Origin of the sequence: Pseudomonas sp. AN3A02, from assembly GCF_011765255.1 — a bacterium.
Lineage (GTDB): Bacteria > Pseudomonadota > Gammaproteobacteria > Pseudomonadales > Pseudomonadaceae > Aquipseudomonas.
On record NZ_JAARNI010000007.1, the window covers coordinates 162,699 to 186,949 of the forward strand.

The window sequence follows — 24,251 nt, forward strand, 5'->3', positions numbered from 1 at the left end:
CTTGCCTTGCTGGCCCTTTATTAACGCACCACCCAGCTCAACAGCCACAATCCCAGCATCAACCAGATAATCCCCATGATGATCGACGCCCGCATAAATGCGCGCACCGCCGAGTACAGCAGCATCAGGCCGATGATCAGGGTAAGGATGCTGATGATCGAGGTGTCCATGCCCAGCGTGCGTGACAGCCCATCGATAAAATTCCCGCCCGCGTGGGTCAGCGCATTGAACAACCCACTGAGCCCGTCGACGATAAAGCGGATGACGGAACCGAGCGCCTGGCCCAGCCATTCGAAAAAGCTTTCTACCTGCATGTGTGTGTCCTGATGAAAAGGTGGGCGTAGCTGAGGCTTTGGTCGTTATTACCTGACCCTAGTTCCCTTCTAGCATAGAGGTTTACGGGTTACAGGGATTCACTTGCCTTCGCGCGGCTTGCGCCCGAAGCTATACACCTTCAGGAGCGCCCCATGAATCTCGACCGCCTCACCGAACGCCTGCACCGCATCCGCGATACCAACGACTGGAAGCAGTTCCACAGCCCCAAGAACCTGGCGATGGCCGCCAGCGTCGAAATGGCCGAGCTGGTGGAGATTTTCCAATGGTTGAGCGAGGACCAGTCGCGCGAGTTACCCGCCGACAAACTCGCCCATGCCGGCCAGGAAGTGGGTGACATTGTTCTGTATCTGCTGCTGTTGTGCAGCGAATTGGGGTTGGACATGGATCAGGTTGTACAGGCCAAACTGGCCGACAGCGAACGGCGGTTTGCCAAATGAGCGACCGTCATTTCGACCAGCTTGCTACCCGTTTCGCCGAGAAGATCTACGGCGGTGCCAAGGGCGCGATTCGCCTGGCGGTGCTGCAAGCCGATTTGATCGAAGCGCTGCCGGACCGCCCGCTGCGGGTGCTGGATATCGGCGCAGGGCTGGGCCATATGTCGCTGTGGCTGGCCGAGCGCGGTCACGATGTAACCCTGGCCGAACCCGCCGAGCCGATGCTCGAAGGCGCCCGCCAGCGTTTCGCCGAAGCCGGGCAAACGGCCACCTTCATTCAAGCGCCCTGGCAGGACCTGCTCGGTCAGCTCACCGAGCCCTACGACCTGGTGCTGTGCCACGCCGTGCTGGAATGGCTGGCCGAACCCCATGCGATCCTGCCGGTGCTGCACCAGTTGACCGCGCCCGGCGGCTGGCTGTCCCTGGCCTTCTACAACCGCGACGCCTTGATTTACCGCAACCTGCTCAAAGGCCACTTCCGCAAAATGCGCAAGAACGACATGGCCGGCGAGAAGCAGAGCCTCACGCCACAACAACCCCTCGATCCACGGGAATTGGCGACGCAACTAGAGGGCCTGTGGCAGGTCGAAACCCAGAGTGGCGTGCGAGTGTTCCACGACTATATGCCGGTGGAATTCCAGGCCCGCGCCGAGTTGCAGGATTTGTTGGAGATGGAACTCGCACACCGTCGTCACCCAAGCTTTGCCGGACTTGGGCGTTATTTGCACTGGATCTGCCGTCCGGTTTAAGCGGCCCAGTCTGCGGAGGTCGAAATGAAGCGCTGTCTTGGACTGATCCTGCTGGGCCTGGGCCTGGCGGGTTGCCAGAGCAACAACCCGTATGTGGCGGCGTCCGCCCCGATGCCGCCGGCGCCTGCCCAGGCGGCCAACACCTTTGATGCCAGCGCCTACCCGGCGCCGTTGCGCGACTATGGCGCCTACCGCAGTTGGGCCTGGCTCAACAACCAGCTACCGGCGGGCTCGGCCTGGGCCGATTCGGCGCAGATTGCCGATGCCGTCAGCGGCGCCCTCGACCAGCGCGGCCTGCGCCCCTTGCATGACAACCGCAACCCCGACCTGCTGGTAAGCGCCGACGTGCGCCTGGAAAAGCGCCTGCGCCAGGTCCAGGACGACTATGGCTACGGTTACGGCGGCTATAACCGCTACGGCAACGGCTACGGCATGTACAACAGCGTGCCGGTGGTACGCACCTATGAAGTGACGGTGGCCGTGGCGCGCATCAGCCTGTTCGACGCCCGCACCCGCCAGCCGGTATGGAGCACCAGCGCCGAAACCACGAGCCAGGGCAGCCTCAGCGAACGCGCCGATTCCCTGCGTGAGGCGATGCAAAAGGCAATGACTGCCTACCCGCCCAGTTAGCAGCTATTCTCATTTCAGGCTCAGTTCGTCTTTTGGAGAAAAACCATGCTTCGTCGTATCGCTGCACTTGCTGTTGTTGTGTTGCTGAGCGGTTGCCAGACCAGCCAGGTCAACCATGATTTCGACGCCAGCCGGGACTTTGGCGCGTACCGCAGCTGGAGCTGGAAAGAGCCGGCATTGCAATACCGCCCGGATGACCCGCGGATCAAGAGTGACCTCACCGAACAGCGCATCCGCCAGGCCGTGGGCGAGCAGCTCGACCAGCGTGGCCTGCGCCCTGCGGCGCCGGGCACCAAGGCTGACCTGAATGTGCAGACCTACCTGATCGTCGAAGACCGTCAGCAACAAGTCACCACCAACTACGGCGGCGCCTGGGGCGGCCCGTGGAATGGCTACTGGGGCGCGCCGATGTACAACGAAACCCGCAACATCACCTACAAGGTGGCCACCATCCAGATTGATTTGCTCGACGGCAAGGACGGCAAACTGGTGTGGCGCGGCAGCGATGAGCAAATCCTCGCCAGTACCCCCGAGCCACAGGACCGCAGCGCGGCCATTCGTGCGACGGTGACGAAGGTGCTGTCCAACTACCCGCCGCATTGATTCGTTAATCCGCCCTCCGCCAGTCGCCTGCTCATGGCGACTGGCCTGCAGCCCCCGCCGCTCTTGACTACACTCCCAATCAACACAGGAGAGTAAGCGCTCGGCAGTGTGCCGGCAAAGGAGTGCTCGATGTCTCTTCGACTTCGTTCCGGCCGCCTGGCCGGGCATGCAAGGCAGCGTGGTGCGATTGGCTTGATTGCGGCTGTGACCCTGGGCATCGCCTTGGTATTCCTGTTGCTGGTGATCGATAGCAGCCGTTTGTACCTGGAAAAACGGCAATTGCAGGGGATTGCCGATATGGCGGCGCTGGAGGCTGTGCAGCGCAAGGGCGATTGCCTGGCCGCCACCAACACCGCGCCCACTTATGCGGGTGTCAGCGCAGTGCGCAACGGTTATGTCATCCCGCCGGGAAGCGCCCTGATAGTGAAATGCGGCGTGCTGACAATCGGAGCGACCAACCAGCGGGTGTTTTCCGCAGACTCGACCAAGACCGATGCCATCCAGGTAACTGCCTCGCGCCCGATCATGACCAGCGTTGCCGGGGGTATTTGGGCATTGTTCAGTGGTGGCGGCTACAACTTCAACACGCAACTGTCTGCCATCGCGGTGGCCGCGCCGAAGATCCTGCCGCCCCAGGCACAACTGACAATTAAATCCACGCTGGTCACCGTGGACTCAAGCAAATCAGCAGCACTGAACCTGTTGTTCGGCCAACTGTTGGGCGGCTCACTGAATCTGAGCGTGGCAGGCTGGCAGGGCCTGGTAGACACCAACATCAACTTGCTCAGCTACCTCAACCAGTTGGCACTGAACGTGGGCGTTACGGCAGGGGCCTACGACCAACTGTTGACCAAGACCGTCAAGATCAGCCAACTGCTCGATGCGGCGATTACGGTGCTCAGTGCCGGAGGCAATACGGCCAGCGTTGCAGTCAGCGGCCTTACCAGCATCAAGACGGTGGTGGGCAATTTGGATGTCACCCTGGGCAGCCTGTTGCAGCTGCAAACGGGTGCGGTGTCAGCGGGACTGAACACCAGCTTGAACGTATTCCAACTCGCTGAAGCCTTCGTGCAACTGGCCAACACCAAAAACGGGGCCGTGGCTACCATCCCGGTAAATATCCCGGGCCTGCTTAACGGCGGGGTCCGGTTGAAAGTGATCCAGCCGCCACAATTGTCGGCGATCGGTGACCCTACCTATGCCAAGGACAAGACCTCGGCGACGAGGATTTATGTGAAAACCGCGCAGCTAAGTCTCGGCCTGACCCTGGGGTTGCCGGTGCTGGACACCCCAGTGGTGGACGTTGCTCTGAATGGCTTGATCGGACCACTTTCGGACGTTTTGAATAATCTGTTGAGCTTGAACCTGGGCGGTACGGTGAGTTCGCTCTTGTGTGTGTTGGGGGGCTATTGCCAGCGTACCGACCTGCAAGTGCTGTCCTCTTCCTCGAACCCGCCGGCGGCCAGGATCGATGTGGTTCTGGAACTGGGCACGGCTGAAAGCTATGTCACCGGTTTCACCTGTGCCAGTGATGCGACCAAGACCCTGACCACCCAAACCAACGCCTCACTGGTGAACGTGAAAATTGGCCAGAGCCCGCAGCTGATCAATGCGTTCAACAGCAACACCCCCCTGGATCCGGTCGCGCCGCTACCGGTGGTTGATATCGGTGCGATTACCTGTTTCAAACCGTTGCTGGGGCTCGGCCCGACGACGTGCGACCCTGCGACTCGGAAGCCATTCTACGGTGGCGGTATCGGACTCAGCGTCAGTAGTCAGTTGGGCGCGGCCGTGAGTACGCTGCCACCCCACACCTACAATCAGCCTCCTGAAATCAACGTGATACCTGCACAGTATTACCCCTCATCGACGGCCAGCTTGTTGAGCGCGATCAGCAACGCGTTAAGCGGTATTCAGTTTCAGGTCTACAAACCGACGGGGTTCAACCTGTTGGGAGGGTTACTGCAGACGACAGGCACGCTGCTCAACGGGCTCAATAGCACCCTGGGTTCTGTGATCGGCGGGGTACTCAGCCCGATTCTGGATCCGTTGGTAAACAACCTGCTGCAGAATCTTGGAGTTAACCTGAATGCGGTGGAAGTGGGCGCCAACCTCAGCTGCCGTCCTCACGGGCAAGCGGCCTTGGTAAATTAGGCTTCAACCACCGGCAACTCCACACAAAACTTCGCCCCATGTTCACTGTTGGCGACGCTCAACCGGCCGCCCATGTTCTCCACAATGCCATAGCTCACCGATAACCCCAGACCGGTGCCCACGCCAATCGGCTTGGTGGTGAAGAACGGTTCGAAAATCCGCTCCAGCAGCCGTGGGTCAATCCCGCCGCCGTTGTCCTCTACCCAGATGCGCACGTGACGGCTGTCGTGTTCGATCTGCACCGAAATCCACGGCCGCAGGTCGCGGTCGTGTTCGCGTTTGCTCAGCAGGGCATCGCGGGCGTTGACCATCAGGTTGATCAGCACCTGCTCCAACTGGTCGACATAGCCTTTGACCTGCACCGAAATGTCCGTCTGCGTCACCCGCAGTTCTACGCCTTTGCCGCGCATGCCCTCACTGAGCAACGACAAGGTGCCTTCCACCGCCTGCGCCGGGTTGAAGGGCTGCTGTTCGACTTCCGAACGGCGGCCGAACACGCGCATATGATCCACTACGCGGGCGGCTCGCTGGACCTGGGAGTCGATGCGCTGGAGTTTTTCCGTCAGGTAATCGATCTGGGCATCACCATTGCTCAAGCGCTTGAGCACGTTGACGATGGCCATGCGCATCACATTCAACGGCTGGTTGATCTCGTGGGCCAGGCCGGTGGCCATTTCGCCGAGGGTGGCCATTTTGGCGCTTTGGGTCAGTTGCTGCTGGGAGCGGCGGACTTCGGTGTTATCCCGGCCTACGGCCTGGATTTCCTGCAGCTGGCCCTGTTCGTCGAACACGCCCCGATCCGACCACACCCACCAGGCATGTGTACGCCCCGGCAATTGCAGGCTGATTTCGGCGGTGCTCACGGGGAACTCCGGGGTTAACTGCCGGATGCGCTGCACAAATGCCTCGCGTTGCTCTTCGGACAGCCACTGGCTGAGGTTCATGCCCGGGAGTTTTTCAGGCAAGCACTCCATGTAATTGGCCAAGGGAGTATTGCCGAAGGTCAGGGTCAAATCCGGACGGTAACGGCAGATCATGGCCGGGGAATCTTCCACCAGGATTCGATAGCGTTCCTCGCTCTCTTTGACCCGTTGCGCCGCGAGGGTTGTTTCGGTGATATCCAGCCACAGGCCCACGGCTTCCACGGGTAAGCCCAGGTCGTCGCGCAGCAGCCGGGCTTCATCCAGCAGCCAGTGGTAATCGCCCTGTTTGTCGAGCACCCGGTAACGGCTGCGCACGCTGCCTTCGCGCAGCAGTTGGCGGGTACGGTCGAAGTAGAGCTCGCGGTCTTCGGGGTGGATCCATTGGATCAGCGTCGCCGGGGTGAAGTCGGCCAGGCTGCGGCCAAGCAGCGGCAGCAGGCTGTCGCTGAAGAACACCGGTTGCAGCGTGCCTTCGACGTAGCGTTGCACGTAGATCACCGCCGGGGAGCTGGCGATCAGGTTATCCAGGCGTGCGTGGGCGGCGGCGGCCTGTTGTTCCTGATTTTTTATATCGCTGATGTCGAGCATGAAGCCCACCACGCGGCGGTGTTCGCCCGAGCCCAGCGCTTGCCCCTGTACGCGGTACCAGATGGGGTTTTGCGCCGGGTCGGTAGGTTGCAGGCGAACGCTGGTGGACAGCGGCTTGCCCAGGGTCTTGAGGTCTTGCAGGCGGCTGGCGAGTTCTTCCCGGTCAGCGGGGTGAATCAGCTTGAGCCACATCGGCAACGATAGCCGTGTGGTGGACTCGCCGTGGTTGAGGGTGTGCAGCAACTGCGGGGCGAGTTCAATGTCCTCGCTGTGTGGGGGCAGTTCCCACCAGCCGGTGCCGAGCAGTCCCTGCAGGGCGTCGAGGCGCTCCAGTTGCTGCTGATGGTGCTGTTCGCGCAGGCGGCCGAGCAACGGAGCGGCGAGGGCGGCGGTCAGTTGCAGCCAGTCACGGTCACTGGTCTGTTCCTGGCGGCTATAAAGGCCGCACAGCAGCCATGCACCAAGGCCATGACCATCGTGATAGGGCACCAGAAAACCATCGGTATTGCCAAACAGCCCTTGCAGGCGCGGGTGGTCGCTGTGGCCTCGGTTTACCCCCAGGCTCACCGGCGCTGTACCGCCCAGGCTGTCGAGGCTGCCGCCCAGGGCTTGCCCGTTGCTCCAGAGTGCCGGAGCGTCGTGGGCTGTGTAACAGCCCTGGATACACCATTCCTGGCCTTGCTCGTCCAGCAAGGCAATCGCCGTGCAGGGGATGTGCCAGTGCTGGGAGATAGTCTGAAGAGTGTCCTGCAGCACCTCGGGCAGACGCGTCAGGCTGCAGACCCGCAGTTGCTCGCTGATCTGGTCGTTCACGCGCTGATTGTGTTCGCGTCGCTGAGTCAGTTGGCGATGGGCAATCAGGTCGCCAATGTCCAGCAGTTGCAGGAGCCAACCCTTGTCCTCGGGTTGAACCCAGCCGCGTGTATGCAGGATTTGCCCGGCAAGCCCTTTGAAATCCAGGTCCAGGGTTTGCCCTTGCCAGTCGCCTGGCGTGCCTTCGATCACCAGGCTGCTCATCGGGGTCAGGTACTCGAGCAGCGATGCTGGCGGTTGTTGCGCGGCGGGCCGTTCCAGTCGATGGCGAAGCGGGCCATGGATGTCCACGACCCGGGCCTGGGCGTCGAGGTAGAACAGCAACGCGGCGGTGCTTGGCAATGCGGCGGGGGCGTCCGCACTCAGGTGGTTGCCACGTCCGAGCAGGCGGCCGAATAGTTTATCCCCTGAGGTCAAAACTGCATGCTCGACTGGGCGGACAGTGTGGGCGGCAGATTGGGCACGGTACCCAAACCTGGCAGGACCAGAAACGGCAACACGTTCTGAAGGCTGGACGTTGGATAGTTGATTTGCACCGTCAGCAGCGAGCTCGCGCTATAGGTTGCCGTGACATACGTGGGCAGGAACTTGAACGACGAGGGGATCCATGACAGTTGTGCCTGGGCCGCGGCGACGGCCTGATTGGGCAGTGCCGTTATGTAGTTAGGCGTGGAGGGGTCCAGCGCGACGCTACGTCTTACGCCTTCGGCAGCGGCTTGGGTAAAGGACTGCATCAGCAGTAACGGCAGGCTGTAGCTGACCAGACCATAAAATACGGCAAAAAAAATCATGAAGACCATCGCGAACTCCAGCGCGGCGGCACCTTTTTGCTTTCTAGGGAGGCCTTTTTTCATGACTCGTCTAACCTGACTACTACTGCCTGATATCAGCATAGAATCATTCAGCAAAAAGGGATTTTTTTTACGTGATTCAAAGCCTCGTCCTATTCGTTTGGCTGGCGCTGTGCGCTGTGCAGGATATCCGTCTACGTCAGATCTCCAACCGCTTGACCCTCGGCGCAGGCCTGCTGGCGCTGGTCTACCTGCTTTGGAACGGTACCACCTGGCTCGGCGCGCCTGCCGCCGAGGGCGGTGGGGCATTTGCCCTGGCGCTGTTGTTTACCCTGCCCGGTTACGCACTGGGCCGTCTGGGTGCCGGTGACGTGAAGTTGATCGCGGCATTGGGGCTGGCGACCAACCACCTCTACGTACTGGGCACTTTTATCGGCGCTGGCCTCGCCAGCGCTGCTTGGCTACTGCTGGCCCCCAGACTGTGGCCGCTGATGAATCAAGGGCTTAAGAACACCTTGCAATACCTGCATCCGGAACGCTCGGCCAGACAGCCGTTCGTGCCGTTTTTATTGGTCGGGTTCTGCCTGGCCTGGCTTTGGATCCCATTAGTCGCCACGTAGGCTATCGCTATGTACATAGTAGGAAAGTACGTCTACGTTTATGGGTAGGTTGTATAGGAAAGTGGTCGGAATGGATCGGTCGGTCTTTGGCTTGCCCAGGCATGGAGTAGCGCGTGAACAAGCTTACCTCTGAAGTGAAAGTGCTCGTTGTCGATGATCAGCCCCTGATCGTGGAAGAGCTTTGCGAATTTCTTGAAAGTAACGGTTACCGTTGCGTCCCTTGCAACTCCAGCCAGCAGGCTATCGAGCGTTTCCGTGACGATACCGAGATCGGCCTGGTGCTGTGTGATCTGCACATGCCGGAGATGGATGGCATCGAACTGGTCCAGGCTCTGCAACGCCTGGCCGGCAAACAGCGGGTGTTTGAAGCCATCATGTTGACCGGGCGTGCCGACAAGCAGGACGTCATCAAGGCCCTGCGCGCCGGGATTGCCGATTACTACCAGAAGCCGATCAATTTGGGCGAACTGCTTGAAGGGTTGCAACGCCAGGTCGTGGCGCTGCAAGACCGGCAGAAAAACCTCGACCTGGGGCATCTGAACCAGAAGCTGCAGTTTCTCTCGGCGTCCATCGACGATCTTTATCATGACCTCGACAAGGTGCGCAGCAGTCCGCAAACCGTACAGTCGAATGAGGCCGATGGCGAAGTCAGCGACACTGACCGCGTTGAAATACCGGCGATCTTCAATCAGTTGTCCCCGCGCCAGCTGGACGTCGCAAGGTTGGTAGGCAAGGGCCAGACCAACTATCAGATTGCCTGTGAACTGGGCATCACCGAAAACACCGTGAAACTCTACGTGTCCCAGGTGCTGCGCCTGACCCATATGCACAACCGCACCCAGTTGGCGCTGGCGCTATCGCCGAATAACTCACCGGCACGCCAGCGCGTAACTGCCCACTAGTTACTGCTGCCGCCGCCTGGGGTGTTGCCGCCCTGTTTCTGGTCGTAATACTCAGGAATAGGGTGGTTGTAGCTGTCCAGCAGGCGCTGCATGGCCTGGTTACGTTCAGCGGGCGTGGCCTTTTGTGGGTTGGAGGATGCCCGTTCGCCGCTGACCTGCATTTGCAGCCAGCCTTCGGTCTGTTTTTGCTGTGGCGAAGAAGGCCCTGGCTCAATGGCCTGCGCCGTCAGCGGCAGGCTGGCGAACAGCAGAGTGGCGAGCAGTGTGAGTTTCATCCTGTGTACTCCCTTCAAACCTATTTGACCGGCGCTTGCAGCGCGTCGCTTACGGTTGCGACCTGATCTTTTGGCAGTGTCGTCGTTGATGCAGGTGCCTTGAGTTGCTGCGCCCGGGCCTGGGCTTGCGTCACTTGTTCCGGGCTCAGACCCATGCGGCTGGCCACTTGTGCGGCTTGTTCCCAGTTGTCCTGGTAGATCATCAGCGTCACCAGATTGATCGCCGCCAGTTGATCACTCTGCTTGAGCTCCATGGCCGTGAGGAATTCAAAGCGCGCGTCTTCCAGGCGTCGTTGATTGAGGTACACCACGCCCAGGTCGTTGCGGATTTTCTCGTCTGTAGGCGACATCCTGGCCGCCCGTTGCAAATACGCCATGGCTTGGCCGTTGTCCCCTCTCGCGGCTGCCAACTGGCCGAGGCCGTGCTCGCCTTCGGCGGCCATGCAGGTACCGAGCAGGCTGCGGTACAACGGTTCGGCTTCGCTGCGGCCCAGCAGGCGGTACACCTTGGCCTGGCGCTGGCGCACCTGGGGCAGGTTGTCCGGCAGGTTTTGCAGGTTGGCCAGGCTGGCGTGGAGCTTGCCCTCGTTGGCCATATCGTCGGCCAAGTTCAGCGACAACTCCTGATTGGAGGTGGGCTTGGCACAACTGCCCTGCGCGCTGAAACCCGCCCACGGCAGTTGCCCGTTACTGGCGCAACCGCCCAACAACAACAGGCTGCAGGCGATCATCACTGTCTTCATTGCATGTCCTCTCAAGGCACGAAGGCTTTGGCGATGGCAATAAAACCAGGGCCGGCCAATACGATCAGTAACGCGGGAAACAGGAACAGCATCATCACGACGGACATCTTGGCGGACATCTTGGAAATGTATTCCTGCAAGCGGGTCAGGCGCCGGTCATCCAGCAGTTGCTTGAGCGACTGCAGCGACTTCATCGCGCCTCCACCCTGGTGAAGCAGCTGCTGGAGGATCAAGCACGTATCGGTCAGTTCATCGACGGCCAATACCTGGCTGGCCTTGTTCAATTCCTCACCCAATTCCAGCCCGGAATCGACGCGTGCCAGCACCAGGCGCAGTTCGGCGGTCAGCACCGGCAACAGCTTCTGCGCGTCGTAGGCCATGACCCGAAGTGCTTGCTCTACGGCCATGCCTGACTCAAACAGAATGCGCACCAGGGGTATGAAGGTCGCTACTTCCCGGGCGATTTTCTCCTGGCGCTTTTTGGCGAATGAAACCAGGATTCGCTTGGGCAGCAGGTAACCGATGATCAGGCCCAGCAGGGCGATCACCCACTCATGCTCGGTGTCGGGGAAAAACAGCTCCAGTGCCAGTGCGGTCAGGCCCATCAGAAGTATCGGCGAAGCGATCTGGCAGGCGGCGAACATCGAACGCTGGCTGGCCTTTCTCCAGCCCATGCGGTTGAGCAGGGTTTGCGTTTCGTTATCGAGGCTGACGGTGCGCTGACCGATCCGGGTGCTGCCCAACTGGTGGAACCACTCACTCATTTTGTCGTTACGGCTTGGCTCGCCTTGAAGTCGTTGGGTAACCAGGCGTTGTTGGCGACGACCGCTCAAGATGTTGGCCAGCAGTAGCAATAACGCGGCAAGAAACAATACGGCACTGATCACTATCGCCATCTCAGATACTCCGCAACATGCGCCACAGCGCCACGCAGCCGATGACTTGCAAGGCGAACGCACCGAGCATCAAGCGTTGGCCGCTGTGGTCGTCCCACATGGCCATCAGGTACGTTGGATTAATGATCAGGAAGTAGCCTGCAACACTCACCGGCAGCACCGCGAGCACGAGTGCGGTCACCCGGGTTTCCCCCGTCATGGCGCGTAACTGCCGTGCGCCCTGGTCGCGCTCGCGAATCATCTTGATCAGGTTCTCCAGCAGGTCACTGGCGTTGCCACCGTAGCGGTGGTTGACCTTGAGGCCCAGGGCAAACAGGCGCAGTTCATCCTGCTCATAAAACTCGGCATAGTCTTGAGCGGCCTCTGGCAGGCTGACACCCAGTTGCACATTGCGCTTGATGCGGCCCATGGATTTTTTCAACGGGTCGTCACTGGCATCGATGCCGCTCAGGATCGCGTCCGCCAGGGTGCGTCCGGATTTGAGGCTGCGCACTGCGTGGTCGAGCAACTGCGGCAGTTGCTCGATCATTCGGCGCAGCCGGTGCTGGTAGCGTATGGCGATGTACAGGCGCAGTGCCAAGGGCGGTGCCACCACCATCACAAGCAGGCCTATCCACTCTCCCAAGAGCCCCCCCAGCAGGGCGCCGAAGGCCCAAAGCGTCAGCCACAGGCCCAAACGTTCGGTCGGCCTGCCAAGGCCTGCACGGATAAAGGTGCGTTCCAGGCTGGTGACCACCGAGTTGTCTTTCATGACCTGGGGTTGCCCTTCGGCCAGACGTTCCAACACCCGGTCGGTCTGGGCTTTGCGCAAACCGTTGCGCATCAGGCCTATCCCCAGCACCAGAAGGGCCACGGCCAGCAGGGCGAGCAGAATCGGACCGATCATTGGGTTGCCTCCTACACCGGCAGGTGACCTTCGTGGCGCAACTTGTCACCGGCTGGGTTGACCGCTTCCCGCAGGAAGCCGAAGCCGGTGCGCTTGTCGTGGCGAAACAGGGTGTTGGTGACGTACACGTCCTCGCGTATGCCCACCACTTCCACCACTTCACTGACACAGCGGCGGCCATCGGGCAGGCGCGTCAGTTGGATCACCACATCCAGGGCTGCGCAGATCATTTGCCGCAGGGTTTTTTCCGCCACCACCCGACCGGTCAGGCCCACCAGGGTTTCCAGACGCAGCAAGGCGTCCTGGGCGTTGTTGGCGTGCACGGTGCTCATCGACCCGTCGTGGCCGGTGTTCATGGCGGTCAGTACATCAATGACTTCCACACCCCGAATCTCGCCGAGGATGATCCGGTCGGGCCGCATCCGCAGGGCGTTGCGAATCAAGTCGCTGGCCTTCACCTCACCATGCCCCTCGGCGTTGGGCGGGCGGGTTTCCAGGCGCACAACGTGAGGATGGCCCAGTTGCAGTTCGGCCACGTCCTCGATGGTGACCAGGCGCTCGCGAGGGTTGATCAGTTGGCTGAGAATGTTTAGGAGTGTGGTTTTACCGGTGCCGGTACCGCCGCTGATCAGGATGTTGCAGCGCTTGCCGACAGCGTCCTGGAAGAAGTCGAAAATGGCCTGGTCGATGGTTTGCATGGCCACCAGGTCGCTACTTTTAAGCATGTCCTTGCGAAACTTTCGAATCGACAGGCAGGGCCCGTCCAGGGCAATCGGCGGAATGATCGCATTGACCCGGCTGCCATCGGGCAGGCGCGCATCGACCATCGGCGACGACTCATCCAGCCGGCGTCCCAGGGGCGCGAGGATTCGCTGCATGACCCGCTCAACATGGTGGTCGTCAATGAAGCGCAAATCACTTTGTTGCAGCAGGCCATCGCGCTCGACGAACACCCGGTGCGGGCCGTTGACCAGGATCTCGGTGACTGTCGGGTCCCGCAGCAGCACTTCCAGCGGGCCGAAACCGGTCAGTTCGTCGACGATCTCTTCGGCCAGGCGTTCCATCTCGTAGCGGGAAATTGCCAGGTGCATGCGCGTGATGTATTCGGCCACCTTGTCCATCACGAACTGCGCCAGGGACTGGCGTGTGCCCTCCAACAGGTTTTTTCCCGACTCTTCGATGGCATCGATGATGTAGCGATGCAGCACCAGTTTCAGGCCGTCGTGATCGGTGTTGCCGGCGCTGCCGCGCGGGGGAATACCAAACAGCTTCTCACCGTTCATTTGGTCCCCAGAAGGCGGTTAAGCCAGTTGGTGGAGGGTTTTTCCAGGCCTTCGGAGCGTTTTGCCAGGCGCTCACCCAAGGCACGCAAGGCTTGCGTCAGGCTTTCCCGCGGGGCCAGGGAGAACAGGGTCTGGGCCTGGTTTTTGGCACTCAGGCGAACTTCCGGGCTCCAGGGCAACACGGCGATCACTTCCAGCCCGAAGCTTTTGCTCAGGGCTTCCGAATCGGGGGCGGCACCCTTGAGGTAGCGGTCGACCAGCAGGCGGGCATGGTCCAGTTTCATGCCTTTTTCCCGCCACAGGTTCAGTACCGCCAGGTTACGGCGGCAGTCCGGCACGCTTTGGTCGGTACACCAGAGCAGTTTGTCGCAATGGCTGACAAAGGTGCGCAAGGCTTCGCTGTCGGGTTGGCCGGTCAGGTTCACCACGATGTGCTGGAAGTGCTGGCGCAGGGCGCTGAGCAACATGTACAGCTCGGCCGCACTGGTACGGTCCAGCGGCTCATCGTTATTGTGGTAGGCAAGAATGCGCAGACCGCCTTCGGCCGAGGTGAAGGCGCTGTTGATCAGGGTGGAGTCCAGGCGCCGCAAGTGGCGCAGGGCGTCGCCGAAATGAAAAGAACTTTCCAGTCCCAGCAGTGCCAGGCTGTCAGCGAGTGGCAGGCCCAGGTCGAGCAGCAACGTCTGCTGCCCGCTTTTTTGCACCACCAGCGCGAGGTGGCTGGCGATCAGTGCGCCGTCGGCATTGCCTTGGGTGCCATAGAGTACTGTCAGCCCGCCCAAGTGGGCATTCGGGGTGACGGCCGGCAAGCGTTTGCTCAGGCGGCGAACCAGGCCGGCAACTTCACTGGAACGTGAGCCGTAGGCAACAAAATCCCGCGCACCGGCGCGCATCGCGTTCAGCACAAGCTGGTTGTCCATACCGTCGCCCAAGGCCACGATGGCTAACATTGGCTTGGCTTCCAGAGCACCTTCGATCAGGGCGCACTGGGTGGTCACGTGTTCACGGTCCAGGCCAATAAACACCAGGTTGGCGAACGTCACGTCCACCAGTGCCAACAGTTCGTCGAGGCTGCCCGCCCCGGCGCTGACCACTTGTCCCAAGGGCGCAAGAGCCCCCTGGAGCCATTCCAGATCCGTGGTGTTGCGGGTAATGGCCAAAAAGGTCTGGCTCAGGCTTTCGCTCATTCGGACAGTCCACTGCGGCGGTCGAAATTGCCATTTTCGAGGAAGTACAGGCGGTACCAGTTCGGGTCGTAATTGCGCAGTTTTTCCCCCGGCAAGGAGGGCAGCTTGGCATTGGCGGCCAGCGGCTGTACCAGGTGCGGAGTGACGATCATCAGCAGCTCTTTTTCCTGGCGGCTGACGTTGGAGTCGCGAAAAAATGCACCGAGGATCGGGATGTCGCCCAAGCCGGGAAATTTGCTGACGCTTGAGGTGTTATTGGTGCTGATCAGACCGCTGATCACGAAGCTTTCGCCGTCGGCCAGGGAGATGCTGGTGTCAGTACGCCGGACCGTCAGCGCTGGCACCGAGATACCCTGGATGGTGACTGCGTTGCTGTAGTCCAGCTCACTGACCTCTGGCGCCACCTTCAGGGAAATTCGCCCATGGTCGATGACGGTCGGGGTCAGGGTCAGGCGGATGCCGAACTCCTTGTATTCGATGGAGATGGTGTTGCTGCCGCTGCTGGGCACCGGAATCGGTACTTCACCACCGGCGAGGAAAGTTGCACTTTGCCCACTGAGCGCCACCAGGCTTGGGCGAGCCAGGGTGTAGGCAAAACCGCTGCTTTCCAGGGCGTTGATCATGGCCGAGACACGGCCGCCACCGAAGCCGATGTTGAAGGTGTCGTTGTTTACCGGCAGCCCGCGAAATCCTGTGGCCGCCGCGTTGGCGACATTGTTTGGAGCGCCAAACAGAAAGTTGCCGCCCCGACCAAAGATCGAGGTACTGGCCTCCTTGAGTTTGGTGCGGCTCACTTCCACAAAGCGGATGTCGGTTTGCACCTGGCTGGGCAGCGTAGGGTCATCGGACGGCGACAGGGCCAGGCTGGTCAGGGCCGACGTGGCCTTGCCTTGAACGAACACCATGCTCTGGCGCGGGCTGCTGGAACAGGCCGTCCAGACCATCAGGCTGGTGGTGCCTGAGGCGATGCCGGTGAGCAGGAACGCCTGGTTACCATTGACCTGCACATCGGCCACTTTCGGATCGCCAATGGCCAGTCGCGTAATCGGTACCGGCGATTGGATAGCCTGTTGAGCGCCTTCGCCGACCTCCAGTACCGCCGGCAGTTGGCCCAGGGCTGTGCAGTTGCCGGACGCTGCCAGTGCCAGTTCGACAGGCAGGCTCAAGGTGAGGAGGCCCCAGAATACTCGCGAAAAAAACCACACGGAACGACTGCTCATTCAAGGCATCCTTAGCGCTTTCAGGGCGTTTGTTGAGTCACCTGGTTGCCGCGTATCACCTCGACCCCCGAACGTTTTGGAGCGCCATTGGCAGTGGCTGGACCGAAGCTGTTGAGGGGCGCCTGGCTGAAGGATAGTTGGTTGAACTGATAGAGATCGCGCTGGGTGTTTTCCAGGTTGATCGCGGACTCCGTTTCACCGGCCCAGTATTGGCTCAACAGTTGTTCGTCGGCACTGCGTACGGCCAGGCGCAACACGCCGGATTGGGCGGCGAGCATCAGCCGGCTCATCAGTTGCTCCGGTACGGCGAGGAGGACCGTACGTGCGCTGGCACGACTTTGCTGGGCCTTGAGTTTTTCATCTGGGGTGGTCGGTGGTACGGAGCCGGGCTTGCCATCGTTGGTCAGCCCCAATTGGTCGCCCACACCCAACAGGCGCAAGGCGGGTACCACGATTTGTGCGGACTGCTGCGGGTTGCTGGCTTCCTGGCGCAGGAAGAGCAGGACGTCCACATAGTCCCCCGGAGAGAGTTGCCCGCTGGCGCCGATCACTTCATCCACGGCGACGGCAAGGGCGCGTTCGTTGGGGCGGATCATCCGCGCCAGAGTGCCGCCGGAATTGAAGCTTTCCTCTGTCAGCCAGGTACCGGCCGACAGCGGCCGCCAAGGGACCTTGCCCACGGCCTGGTCGAGGCTGGTCAGGCTGCCGGCGGGCACGGTGCGCAGTCTTTCCAGGGTCAGGTCGGCGGCGGTGAGCTCAACAAAAGGCGCAACGTCATGGGCCAGCACCACCACGGGTTGGCGTGTCTGGTCTTCGGCTACGGGTTGCGCCACTTCAGGTGATGGGGGCACGGGCGGTGCGACAGGGGCAGGGCGGCTGAGTACTAAACCCCAGTAGCCTGCAATCAATGCGCCTACCAATAGCAGCCCGGCGAGGATCAAGCTAATCCGACTGTTCATGAAGGCTCTCCTTTTCCTGCTGCATCCACTGCTCTTTCCTACTAATGCTGGCGTATTCGGATCGCTTCAAACTTCTAACTATTTCGCTATTTGAAGGTAGTTCAGCTAGGACGAAATGCCATTACCGGGCGAAAAATATCTCCATAAGCGCTGAAAAAAGCTGGATTTTTGGCGTCAGCCTGCCGACTAATACTTTGTGATTAATCAGTTATTACAGTTGTTGGTATGGGGTTTGTTGACAATGCTCTAGTGGCACACCGAAATCATTTTTGTGATGCCGCGATACCAGCGCCGTGAGCGCAAAGGAGAAGTCATTATGTTCCTTGATCTTATTCGCACGGGTTTCATCAAAGTCCAGATTTTTTTCTATTCCAAAGAGGGCGCATCGGGTATCGAATACGCACTGGTTGCGGCGATGGTTGCGGTGGCGCTGGCTGCCTTTATTACCCCCATCCGGACCGCGGTAACGGGCATTTTTACTGCGATACAGGCCGCCATTCATACTTGACTCTGGTGCTCGCGTAGCATGTGCAGGTTCCGCTGAATGATCTATTGCGCATCAGGCATCTCCCCATGAACTCCTCTTTGTCTCCCCGGCAACAAATCCTTTTGGTGGATGACGAAGAGGACGCCCTTATTGAACTGGCGGAGTCGCTGGAGAATGAGGGCTTTGTCTGTTTTACCGCCACCTCGGTTACCTTCGCTTTGCAAGAGCTGACCCTGCACCCCGATATCGCCCTGGTGATCACCGACCTGCGCATGCCCGAGGAAAGTGGTATTTCCTTGATCAAGCGCCTGCGCGAACACACCGCTCGCCAGCACCTGCCGGTGATCGTCATGTCTGGCCATGCCGAGATGGATGATGTCAGCGATATGCTGCGTTTGCAGGTACTGGACCTGTTTCGCAAGCCGATCTACCTGGTGCGCTTGATCGACACCCTCAACAACCTTTTCCCCATCCCCAAAATCAGGCTGATGTAGCAGCGAGCTTGTGTGGGAACGGGCTTGTGTGGGAGCGGGCTTGCTCGCGAAAAACGTCAACGATAACGCGGGCAGTCTGGTTTCCCGCGTTGTCTGGACATTCTTCGCCAGCAAGCTCGCTCCTACAGTAGAGGGCGGAGTTGGCAGCAGGGGTCAGAGTTGGTAGCTGAAACTCAGCGTGTACCGCGGCCGGCGATTGAAGCTGTCCAGGGCAATGTCCGACATTGGCTTGGCCGCTTCCAGCGCGATGTTGTAGTACTTGTTGTCACCGAAACGCAGGCCCACCGCTGCCGATGACATGTTGTTGGCCTTGACCGGCAACTCGTTGAACCAGGTCTTGGCCTTATCCAGTACCACATACGGCTGCAGGATTTTTACCCATTCGCCGCTGCGGTTGAAGCTGTAGTTGACCTCATATGCCACGCCCCAACCCTTGTCGCCTGAGCCCTGGTCATCCGGGTAGCCACGCCCGAAATTCTGCCCGCCGAACGTCGCGCGTTCGCTGTCGGGCAGGGTGTCGTTGCTCCAGTAAACGGCCGCCGAGGCGACCCCTTGCCAGTTATCGAAGAACTTGTCGCTCTGCACGCCCGAGAGGCGCAGGCGGAAGAAGTCGATGTCGGGTTTTATGCCTTCGAAGTCGCTGCGAGTCTTGGCGCCCAGGCCGTCGATGCCCTGGTACAGGCCGGCGCTGAGGATGCGCAGTTGGCGCGTGTCGGACTTGCGCCAGTCGCCTTCAAAAGCCAGGGCGCGCAGGTTGGTTTCCAGGTCGAAGCGTTGAGGGAAACCCACCAGTTGATAGCGGGTGGTTTGGTCCACGGCATACAGCCGCGTGCCCAAGGTCAGCGACTCGGTCGGGGAGGCGATCAGCGGATGGCTGAGGCCAACGGAGTAGCGGTCGATTTCCTGGTGTGGCTTGAGTTCAAAACCGCCGTCCAGTTGCACGTTACTGCGCGGGTCGGCGCGGTAACGTTCGGCGTTCACCACCAGTTGGGTGCCCTCGGCGTTGACGAACTGGCTGTATCCCAGGCGGTAGTAGTGCTCCTTGTCTTCGCCCGGCGGGAACAGGCCGCTGAGGCTCAGTTGCTCACCCATGGAGGTCTGGGAATTGCTGGTACCGGTGATCAGGGCTTGCAGGCCACCACGGCTGTCGTCGGTCATGCTCATGCTGCTGGTGAAGGGTTTGCGCGAGGCCTGGATCTGCATGTGCGTGCCGCCATCGGTAGTGCCCGGCGGCGGTACCTGCGCCTGCAGCGTCACACCCGGAATACGCCCCATCAGCGTGGTGTAGCGTTCGAAGGTCTTGCGGGTCAGCGGGCGCTCGCCCAGCAGCTTGTTCGCCAGTTTGTCGACGTAGGCCGAGACTGAGCCGATGTCGCCCTGCACGTCGTAATCCTTGATGTAGCCTTCCACCAGTACCACGTGCACCAGGCCGTTTTCGAAGCGCTGATCAGGCAGGTAGGCGTAGGACAACAGGTAGCCGTCCTGCTGATAGCGGCGGGTGATGCCACGGGTGGCTTCGATCAGTTGTGAGACGGTGGTTTCATGACCAATCAGCGGCTCGAAAACCTGGGCCACGTCCTTGAGCGGGTAGATCGTCCCGCCATCGATTTGCAGCTTGCGGATGGTCACTTTGGTGTCCATCAACAGTGGCTGATTCTGGGTAGCGGCCGGCTCGGGCAACTGGGTCTGCGGCGTGACCGGACGATAGGCGTCGGCGGGTAGATTGGGCACCGGCAGGTTGCGAATGGTGTCGTTGCTGTTGAGGAAGCTGGGCAGGGTCTCGGCGTGGACACTGGCAGCAATCAGGGTGAGTAGAAACAACGGCGTCGAGGCGCGCATAGGACACTCCATGGTCAAACTGCAGCAGCGTTTCGCGGATTCCCGCCGGGCTCTGGGGCGCGGTTCGGGAAGGCCTTTCACTGGCCAATAAAAAAGACGAGAGACTCATTGGAATCTCTCGTCTCAACCAAGCGTAGGCGCTGGAGGGGAGGCCGTCTAATGGCCAGGTGCAATTCTACTTTTTACCGGTCAGCCCGCCGAGCAAGCCGCCCAGGCCACCACCGGTGTTTGTGTTTGCAGTGCCTCCGGCGGGAGTGCCACCCCCTACATTCAAGCCGCCGAGCAGGCCACCACCGCTACCGCTGGTGCCGCCGGTGACCAAGCCACCCACCGAGCCGACCGTATTGCCGACTGCATTCAGCGTACCGCCTACGGCGTTGGTGATCGGGTTGGCGTTGGCTGCCGTCAGGTTGGTACCCAGGCCGCTGACTGCGCCGCCGACTTGGGTGACCAGACCGTTCACCGGTGCACCGATGCCGGTAGTGGTACCGATGTTTTGGGTCAGCCCGGCAACACCCGAAGTCACTGGGTTCAGCGCGGCACCGACATTGGTCGTCAGAGCAGCGACTGGAGCGGTGGCGCCGGTGTTGGCTACACCGTTGCCGCCAATCAGAGTGCCGAGGGACGCGACAGTGTTGCCCACCGCGCCGCCGGTGATGCCTGCCGCACTGACAGCACCATTGGTGTTGCCGATATTCAGGCCGTTGCCCACGTTGGCGACGAGGCCACCGACCAGTTCAGGCAGACCCGATTGCGGGGTAGTGGTTGCCGGATTGACGTAGCCACTCGACTTATCAAGGGTGTTGCCAACACCGGTCAGCGCGCCGCCTACGATAGTCCCGAGAGGGTTGCCTGCACCGCCCGCGCTGGCCACTTGGCCACCGAGACCTTTGACCGTGGCCCCGACTTTGTCCAGTACGCCACCGACAGGATTGCCCAGGCCGGTTTTATTACCCAGGTTGCCGGTGGTGTTTTCCACCAGGGAGACGACGGGTACCAGTACGCTTTTGCCGACCGTATTGGTCAAACCGCCCAGTGGTCCGGTGGTGCTGGCCGTGCTCAAGGTGTCGCCGAGCATGGTCACGGTTTGGCCGACCTTATCGACCAGGCCGCCTGCTGTGCCACCCACGCCCCCGGTTAAACCACCGACCACGGGAATGCCACCCAATGTAGTGCCCAGGGATTTACCGGTGTTGGAAACGCCGGTACCCAAGTCGGCCACGCCGTTGGCGACGCCGGCAACAGTGATGCCCAGGGAATTGCTATTGGTACCCAGTGTGCCCAGACCGTCGGTCAGGCCGGTGCCGATGCTGTTGACGGCAGTGCCTGTCGCGGTGACGAGCCCGCCAGCAGTGGTGCCGACAATGGGGACAGTGGTGAGGGTTGAACCCAGGTCGCCCACCGCGGTGCCGACGTTGCCGACGACACCGCCAACAGCGCCCACTACCTGGCCGGTGACCAGCGGAGTGGTCGAACCTGTACCGCCGCCAGTGCCGCCACCTGTACCACCACCGGTACCGCCACCTGTACCACCACCTGTACCGCCGCCAGTGCCGCCACCTGTACCACCACCAGTGCCGCCACCTGTGCCACCACCGGTACCGCCGCCAGTGCCGCCACCTGTACCACCACCAGTACCGCCATCAGTGCCACCGCCGGTACCACCGCCAGTGCCTCCATCTGTTCCGCCGCCAGTGCCACCACCTGATCCGGCGCCGGCATCCGGAGAGGACGCGGCGACGCTACTGTGATGACCACCACCACCGCTGCTGCAGCCTCCGAGGCTTACTGCCAGAATCAGGGCCAGCGCGGTACTTGCTTTCCACAACACGACTTGAGTTTTCATGATTGAGTTCCTTGCACCTGGTACAGCCTTTGTTGTTATCGAAGTTCGCTGTTTCTAAGGGCAGCGATACATTCGTCCGTTATGGCTATAACAGACCCGGGCACTTCTTCTCGCAATGCTCAACTTGGTATTAACGATTTATATACCCCCACGAGTGGTCCGCTTAGTGATTAATACCAAGGGTATATATAAGAGGGAATTGAAAAGCAGGAGGTGTTTAAAATCATGGGGTTAATAAACTTAGCGGGCTATCGATAGCCCGCTATAACTTAAGGTGTATATATACAATTAATCAGGCGATAGGTCGCCAACGTCCCGTCATATGCTCAATGTCCCCGGCCCCCTTTAGTTGCAACTCACCGCTTGAGCCGGCGGCACTTGCCCATAAGGTCACTTCACTGGGCAAGCGCACCGGCTTTTTAAACTCGACGTCTATCTCAATATTGGCTGCGGGTAAGTGTTCACCCAGTTCGGCCAGTGTGCGTGCCGTGTTCCATAGTCCATGGGCAATTGCCTGGGGGAAGCCAAACAACTTGGCGGTGATCGCACTCAAGTGAATCGGGTTGTAGTCGCCGGACACCCGAGCGTAACGGCGTCCGATATCGGCGGGGGCTTTCCATCGGGTCAACTCGCTGACGCTGACGGGGGCTTGCAACGCGTTATCCGCCGCAACGCCATCGAGTTTCACGCCACGACAGAGCATCCGGCTTTCGGCTTCCCACAGCAGCCCCAATGAATCCTCGACCGTGGTCACGATATCGAAAGTCGCGCCCTTGGCATGGGGTTGCAAGTTCTGCGCGTAGACACCAACCGTCAGGTCGCTCACACCCCCCAAGGGGCGCAGGATGCGGATCCGGTTGCTCAGGTGAATCAACCCCAGCAATGGGAATGGAAACGCCTTGTCGGTGAGCAACTGCATCTGCAGGCCGAACGCCAGGATGTGTGGATAAGTGGCCGGCAGCACCGGGCTCTCGGCAAACCCGCAGACCTTGCGATAGGCGGCCACCTCCTTGGGGTTGACGCTGACCCGGCAGCGCAACCCTTGTTCGGGCAACGTGGTGCCGGTGATCTTGCGCTTGAGCGCCGCACGCCAATACAGCGGCGGCAGAAACGGGGTGCTGCCTAATGTTTGCCACTCCATGCTTACGCTCCCAATAGACTTTGCCCACACACTCGCAACGCTTGCCCGCTGACCGCGCCCGAACCCGGTTGACCGAGCCAGGCCACTGCTTCGGCGACGTCCTGGGGCAAGCCGCCCTGGCCCAGCGAACTCATACGGCGCCCGGCCTCACGCAAAGCGAAGGGAATGTGCGCGGTCATTTGGGTTTCGATGAACCCTGGGGCCACGGCATTGATGCTGATCCCGCGTTCCCCCAGCAACGGCGCCCACGCCTGGGCCAGGCCGATCAGCCCGGCCTTGCTGGCGGCGTAATTGGTTTGCCCGCGATTGCCGGCGATGCCGCTGATGGACGCCAGCAGCACTACGCGGCCGTTGTCGTGCAGGGTGCCGTTGTCCAGCAGCGCCTTGGTCAGCACTTGCGGCGCGTTGAGGTTGACCGCCAATACTGCGTCCCAGTATTCCGGGGTCATGTTGGCCAGGGTTTTATCGCGGGTGATGCCGGCGTTGTGCACCACAATGTCGATGCCGTCCGGCAGGTGTTCGATCAACTGCGTGGCGGCGTCTTCGGCGCAGATATCCAGGGCGACGCTGCGGGCACCCAGGCGCGCAGCCAGTGCGTCGAGGTCGGCCTTGGCTTGCGGCACGTCCAGCAGAATCACTTCGGCGCCATCACGGGCCAGGGTTTCGGCGATTGAGGCGCCGATGCCGCGTGCGGCGCCGGTCACCAGGGCCCTGCGCCCGGCGAGTGGTCGGGTCCAATCCTCGACCTGGGTCGGGCAGGCATTTAAACGAATCACTTGGCCGGAGATGTAGGCGCTTTTAGGTGAGAGGAAGAACCGCAGTGCACCTTCCAGCTGGTCTTCGGCGCCGTCGCCCACATACAGCAATTGCAGGACGCCGCCGCTGCGCAGCTCTTTCGCCAACGACCGGCTGAAGCCTTCAAGGGCGCGCTGGGCGCTGGCGGCAAACGGGTCGCTGAGGCTTTCCGGGGCGCGGCCGAGGATCACCAGATGCGCGCTGTGATCGAGGTTCTTCATCAACGGCTGAAAGAATTCCCGCAACTGCTTGAGTTGATCGGTGTGCTGCAACTGGCTGGCGTCGAACACCACGGCCTTGAGCTTGGGCCCGTGTCCGGGAATCCAGGTGGTTGCCGTCGAGGGTTCGGTGCCGTAGCTATAGATAGCGTCGGTAAGCTTATTGGCGAACGGCAGGATTTTTGTTGCCAGCGGGCCGCCGCCGATCAGCAGCGCACCCTCCACCGGGCGCAGGCGTCCGGCCTGCCAGCGTTCCAGGCGCACCGGTGACGGCAGGCCAATGGCAGCGACCAGGCGATGGCCGAGGCTTGAGTTGGCGAAGTCAATATAACGGTCAGACATGGAACGCTCTCCGAGTGCTGGGGTTCAAACGGTGGACCATCAATAGGTGAAAGTCGTTCGATTGAGCCTAGGCTAGTCTCAAAGACTCACCCCACAA

At 60.8% G+C, this 24,251-nt stretch carries 24 protein-coding genes; 9 read left to right on the top strand and 15 right to left on the bottom strand.

The genetic code is table 11. From position 1 onward, the window contains the following. Window positions 1-20 precede the first annotated feature (20 nt). Window positions 21-314 carry a hypothetical protein gene (locus tag HBJ59_RS23285; RefSeq protein WP_076017968.1) on the bottom strand — a complete coding sequence of 98 codons (294 nt, stop codon included), beginning with the start codon at window positions 312-314 and terminating at the stop codon, window positions 21-23. A 153-nt stretch (window positions 315-467) separates the two neighbouring features. On the opposite strand from HBJ59_RS23285, the gene HBJ59_RS23290 reads away from it, so the two are divergent. The 5 genes from HBJ59_RS23290 (at window position 468) to HBJ59_RS23310 (ending at window position 4,906) form a co-directional block, all read left to right on the top strand. Then, entirely contained in the window at window positions 468-773 is a 306-nt protein-coding gene (locus HBJ59_RS23290) for a MazG-like family protein (protein ID WP_167664871.1), read from the top strand. Next, on the top strand, window positions 770-1,519 hold the full coding sequence (locus tag HBJ59_RS23295) for a methyltransferase domain-containing protein (protein ID WP_076017967.1): 750 nt from the start codon (window positions 770-772) through the stop codon (window positions 1,517-1,519). Before HBJ59_RS23290 ends, HBJ59_RS23295 begins: the two co-directional genes overlap by 4 nt. Window positions 1,520-1,543: 24 nt before the next feature. Beyond that, a complete protein-coding gene (locus HBJ59_RS23300; RefSeq protein WP_167664872.1) occupies window positions 1,544-2,149 on the top strand; it encodes a DUF4136 domain-containing protein in 606 nt (201 codons plus the stop codon). A gap of 45 nt (window positions 2,150-2,194) precedes the next feature. Continuing rightward, window positions 2,195-2,752 carry a DUF4136 domain-containing protein gene (locus tag HBJ59_RS23305; RefSeq protein ID WP_167664873.1) on the top strand — a complete coding sequence of 186 codons (558 nt, stop codon included), beginning with the start codon at window positions 2,195-2,197 and terminating at the stop codon, window positions 2,750-2,752. 129 nt (window positions 2,753-2,881) lie between these two features. After that, window positions 2,882-4,906, top strand: coding sequence for a pilus assembly protein TadG-related protein (locus HBJ59_RS23310; RefSeq protein WP_167664874.1), 2,025 nt, complete (start codon window positions 2,882-2,884; stop codon window positions 4,904-4,906). On the opposite strand, the gene HBJ59_RS23315 is transcribed toward HBJ59_RS23310, so the two are convergent. Further along, on the bottom strand, window positions 4,903-7,647 hold the full coding sequence (locus HBJ59_RS23315) for a PAS domain-containing sensor histidine kinase (RefSeq protein WP_167664875.1): 2,745 nt from the start codon (window positions 7,645-7,647) through the stop codon (window positions 4,903-4,905). The genes HBJ59_RS23310 and HBJ59_RS23315 overlap by 4 nt on opposite strands. After that, the gene (locus HBJ59_RS23320; protein ID WP_167664876.1) at window positions 7,644-8,084 is read right to left on the bottom strand and encodes a TadE/TadG family type IV pilus assembly protein; all 441 of its coding nucleotides are present in this window, start codon (window positions 8,082-8,084) and stop codon (window positions 7,644-7,646) included. Before HBJ59_RS23320 ends, HBJ59_RS23315 begins: the two co-directional genes overlap by 4 nt. Window positions 8,085-8,155: 71 nt before the next feature. Here HBJ59_RS23320 and HBJ59_RS23325 point away from each other — a divergent pair, with 71 nt between their 5' ends. Together HBJ59_RS23325 and HBJ59_RS23330 are read left to right on the top strand one after the other, a co-directional pair. Beyond that, entirely contained in the window at window positions 8,156-8,641 is a 486-nt protein-coding gene (locus HBJ59_RS23325) for a prepilin peptidase (RefSeq protein WP_167664877.1), read from the top strand. Window positions 8,642-8,754: 113 nt separating this feature from the next. Next, window positions 8,755-9,543 (top strand): response regulator transcription factor, encoded by a 789-nt coding sequence (locus tag HBJ59_RS23330; protein WP_167664878.1) that lies wholly within the window; start codon window positions 8,755-8,757, stop codon window positions 9,541-9,543. Here the strand turns inward: HBJ59_RS23330 and HBJ59_RS23335 are convergent. From HBJ59_RS23335 to cpaB, 8 genes are read right to left on the bottom strand one after another with little or no spacing between them, the layout of a single operon-like run. Further along, the gene (locus HBJ59_RS23335; RefSeq protein WP_167664879.1) at window positions 9,540-9,818 is read right to left on the bottom strand and encodes a DUF3613 domain-containing protein; all 279 of its coding nucleotides are present in this window, start codon (window positions 9,816-9,818) and stop codon (window positions 9,540-9,542) included. The two genes, HBJ59_RS23330 and HBJ59_RS23335, sit on opposite strands and share 4 nt — an antisense overlap. A gap of 20 nt (window positions 9,819-9,838) precedes the next feature. Beyond that, on the bottom strand, window positions 9,839-10,561 hold the full coding sequence (locus HBJ59_RS23340; RefSeq protein WP_167664880.1) for a tetratricopeptide repeat protein: 723 nt from the start codon (window positions 10,559-10,561) through the stop codon (window positions 9,839-9,841). Window positions 10,562-10,572: 11 nt separating this feature from the next. Next, a complete protein-coding gene (locus tag HBJ59_RS23345; protein WP_167664881.1) occupies window positions 10,573-11,457 on the bottom strand; it encodes a type II secretion system F family protein in 885 nt (294 codons plus the stop codon). Between the two features lies 1 nt (window position 11,458). Then, window positions 11,459-12,343: a type II secretion system F family protein gene (locus HBJ59_RS23350; protein WP_167664882.1), complete on the bottom strand. Its 885-nt coding sequence runs from the start codon at window positions 12,341-12,343 to the stop codon at window positions 11,459-11,461. A gap of 11 nt (window positions 12,344-12,354) precedes the next feature. Continuing rightward, window positions 12,355-13,626, bottom strand: coding sequence for a CpaF family protein (locus HBJ59_RS23355; RefSeq protein ID WP_167664883.1), 1,272 nt, complete (start codon window positions 13,624-13,626; stop codon window positions 12,355-12,357). Further along, window positions 13,623-14,813, bottom strand: a complete 1,191-nt coding sequence (locus HBJ59_RS23360) for a pilus assembly protein (protein ID WP_167664884.1) — start codon at window positions 14,811-14,813, stop codon at window positions 13,623-13,625. Before HBJ59_RS23360 ends, HBJ59_RS23355 begins: the two co-directional genes overlap by 4 nt. After that, window positions 14,810-16,033, bottom strand: coding sequence for a type II and III secretion system protein family protein (locus HBJ59_RS23365; RefSeq protein ID WP_167664885.1), 1,224 nt, complete (start codon window positions 16,031-16,033; stop codon window positions 14,810-14,812). Before HBJ59_RS23365 ends, HBJ59_RS23360 begins: the two co-directional genes overlap by 4 nt. A gap of 20 nt (window positions 16,034-16,053) precedes the next feature. Then, complete coding sequence (gene cpaB / locus HBJ59_RS23370) at window positions 16,054-16,992, bottom strand: Flp pilus assembly protein CpaB (RefSeq protein WP_167664886.1); 939 nt, start codon at window positions 16,990-16,992, stop codon at window positions 16,054-16,056. A gap of 316 nt (window positions 16,993-17,308) precedes the next feature. On the opposite strand from cpaB, the gene HBJ59_RS23375 reads away from it, so the two are divergent. Both HBJ59_RS23375 and HBJ59_RS23380 read left to right on the top strand, forming a co-directional pair. Continuing rightward, window positions 17,309-17,500 (top strand): Flp family type IVb pilin, encoded by a 192-nt coding sequence (locus HBJ59_RS23375; RefSeq protein ID WP_167664887.1) that lies wholly within the window; start codon window positions 17,309-17,311, stop codon window positions 17,498-17,500. A gap of 65 nt (window positions 17,501-17,565) precedes the next feature. Then, window positions 17,566-17,973, top strand: a complete 408-nt coding sequence (locus HBJ59_RS23380) for a response regulator (RefSeq protein WP_167664888.1) — start codon at window positions 17,566-17,568, stop codon at window positions 17,971-17,973. Between the two features lie 153 nt (window positions 17,974-18,126). Here the strand turns inward: HBJ59_RS23380 and HBJ59_RS23385 are convergent, their stop codons facing one another. The 4 genes from HBJ59_RS23385 to HBJ59_RS23405 form a co-directional block, all read right to left on the bottom strand. After that, window positions 18,127-19,812: a ShlB/FhaC/HecB family hemolysin secretion/activation protein gene (locus HBJ59_RS23385; RefSeq protein WP_167664889.1), complete on the bottom strand. Its 1,686-nt coding sequence runs from the start codon at window positions 19,810-19,812 to the stop codon at window positions 18,127-18,129. 175 nt (window positions 19,813-19,987) lie between these two features. After that, on the bottom strand, window positions 19,988-21,658 hold the full coding sequence (locus HBJ59_RS23390; RefSeq protein WP_178124282.1) for a collagen-like triple helix repeat-containing protein: 1,671 nt from the start codon (window positions 21,656-21,658) through the stop codon (window positions 19,988-19,990). A gap of 292 nt (window positions 21,659-21,950) precedes the next feature. Continuing rightward, entirely contained in the window at window positions 21,951-22,799 is an 849-nt protein-coding gene (locus HBJ59_RS23400; protein WP_167664891.1) for a MaoC family dehydratase, read from the bottom strand. A 2-nt stretch (window positions 22,800-22,801) separates the two neighbouring features. Further along, window positions 22,802-24,154 carry a 3-oxoacyl-ACP reductase gene (locus tag HBJ59_RS23405; RefSeq protein WP_167664892.1) on the bottom strand — a complete coding sequence of 451 codons (1,353 nt, stop codon included), beginning with the start codon at window positions 24,152-24,154 and terminating at the stop codon, window positions 22,802-22,804. Between the last annotated feature and the right edge of the window lie 97 nt (window positions 24,155-24,251).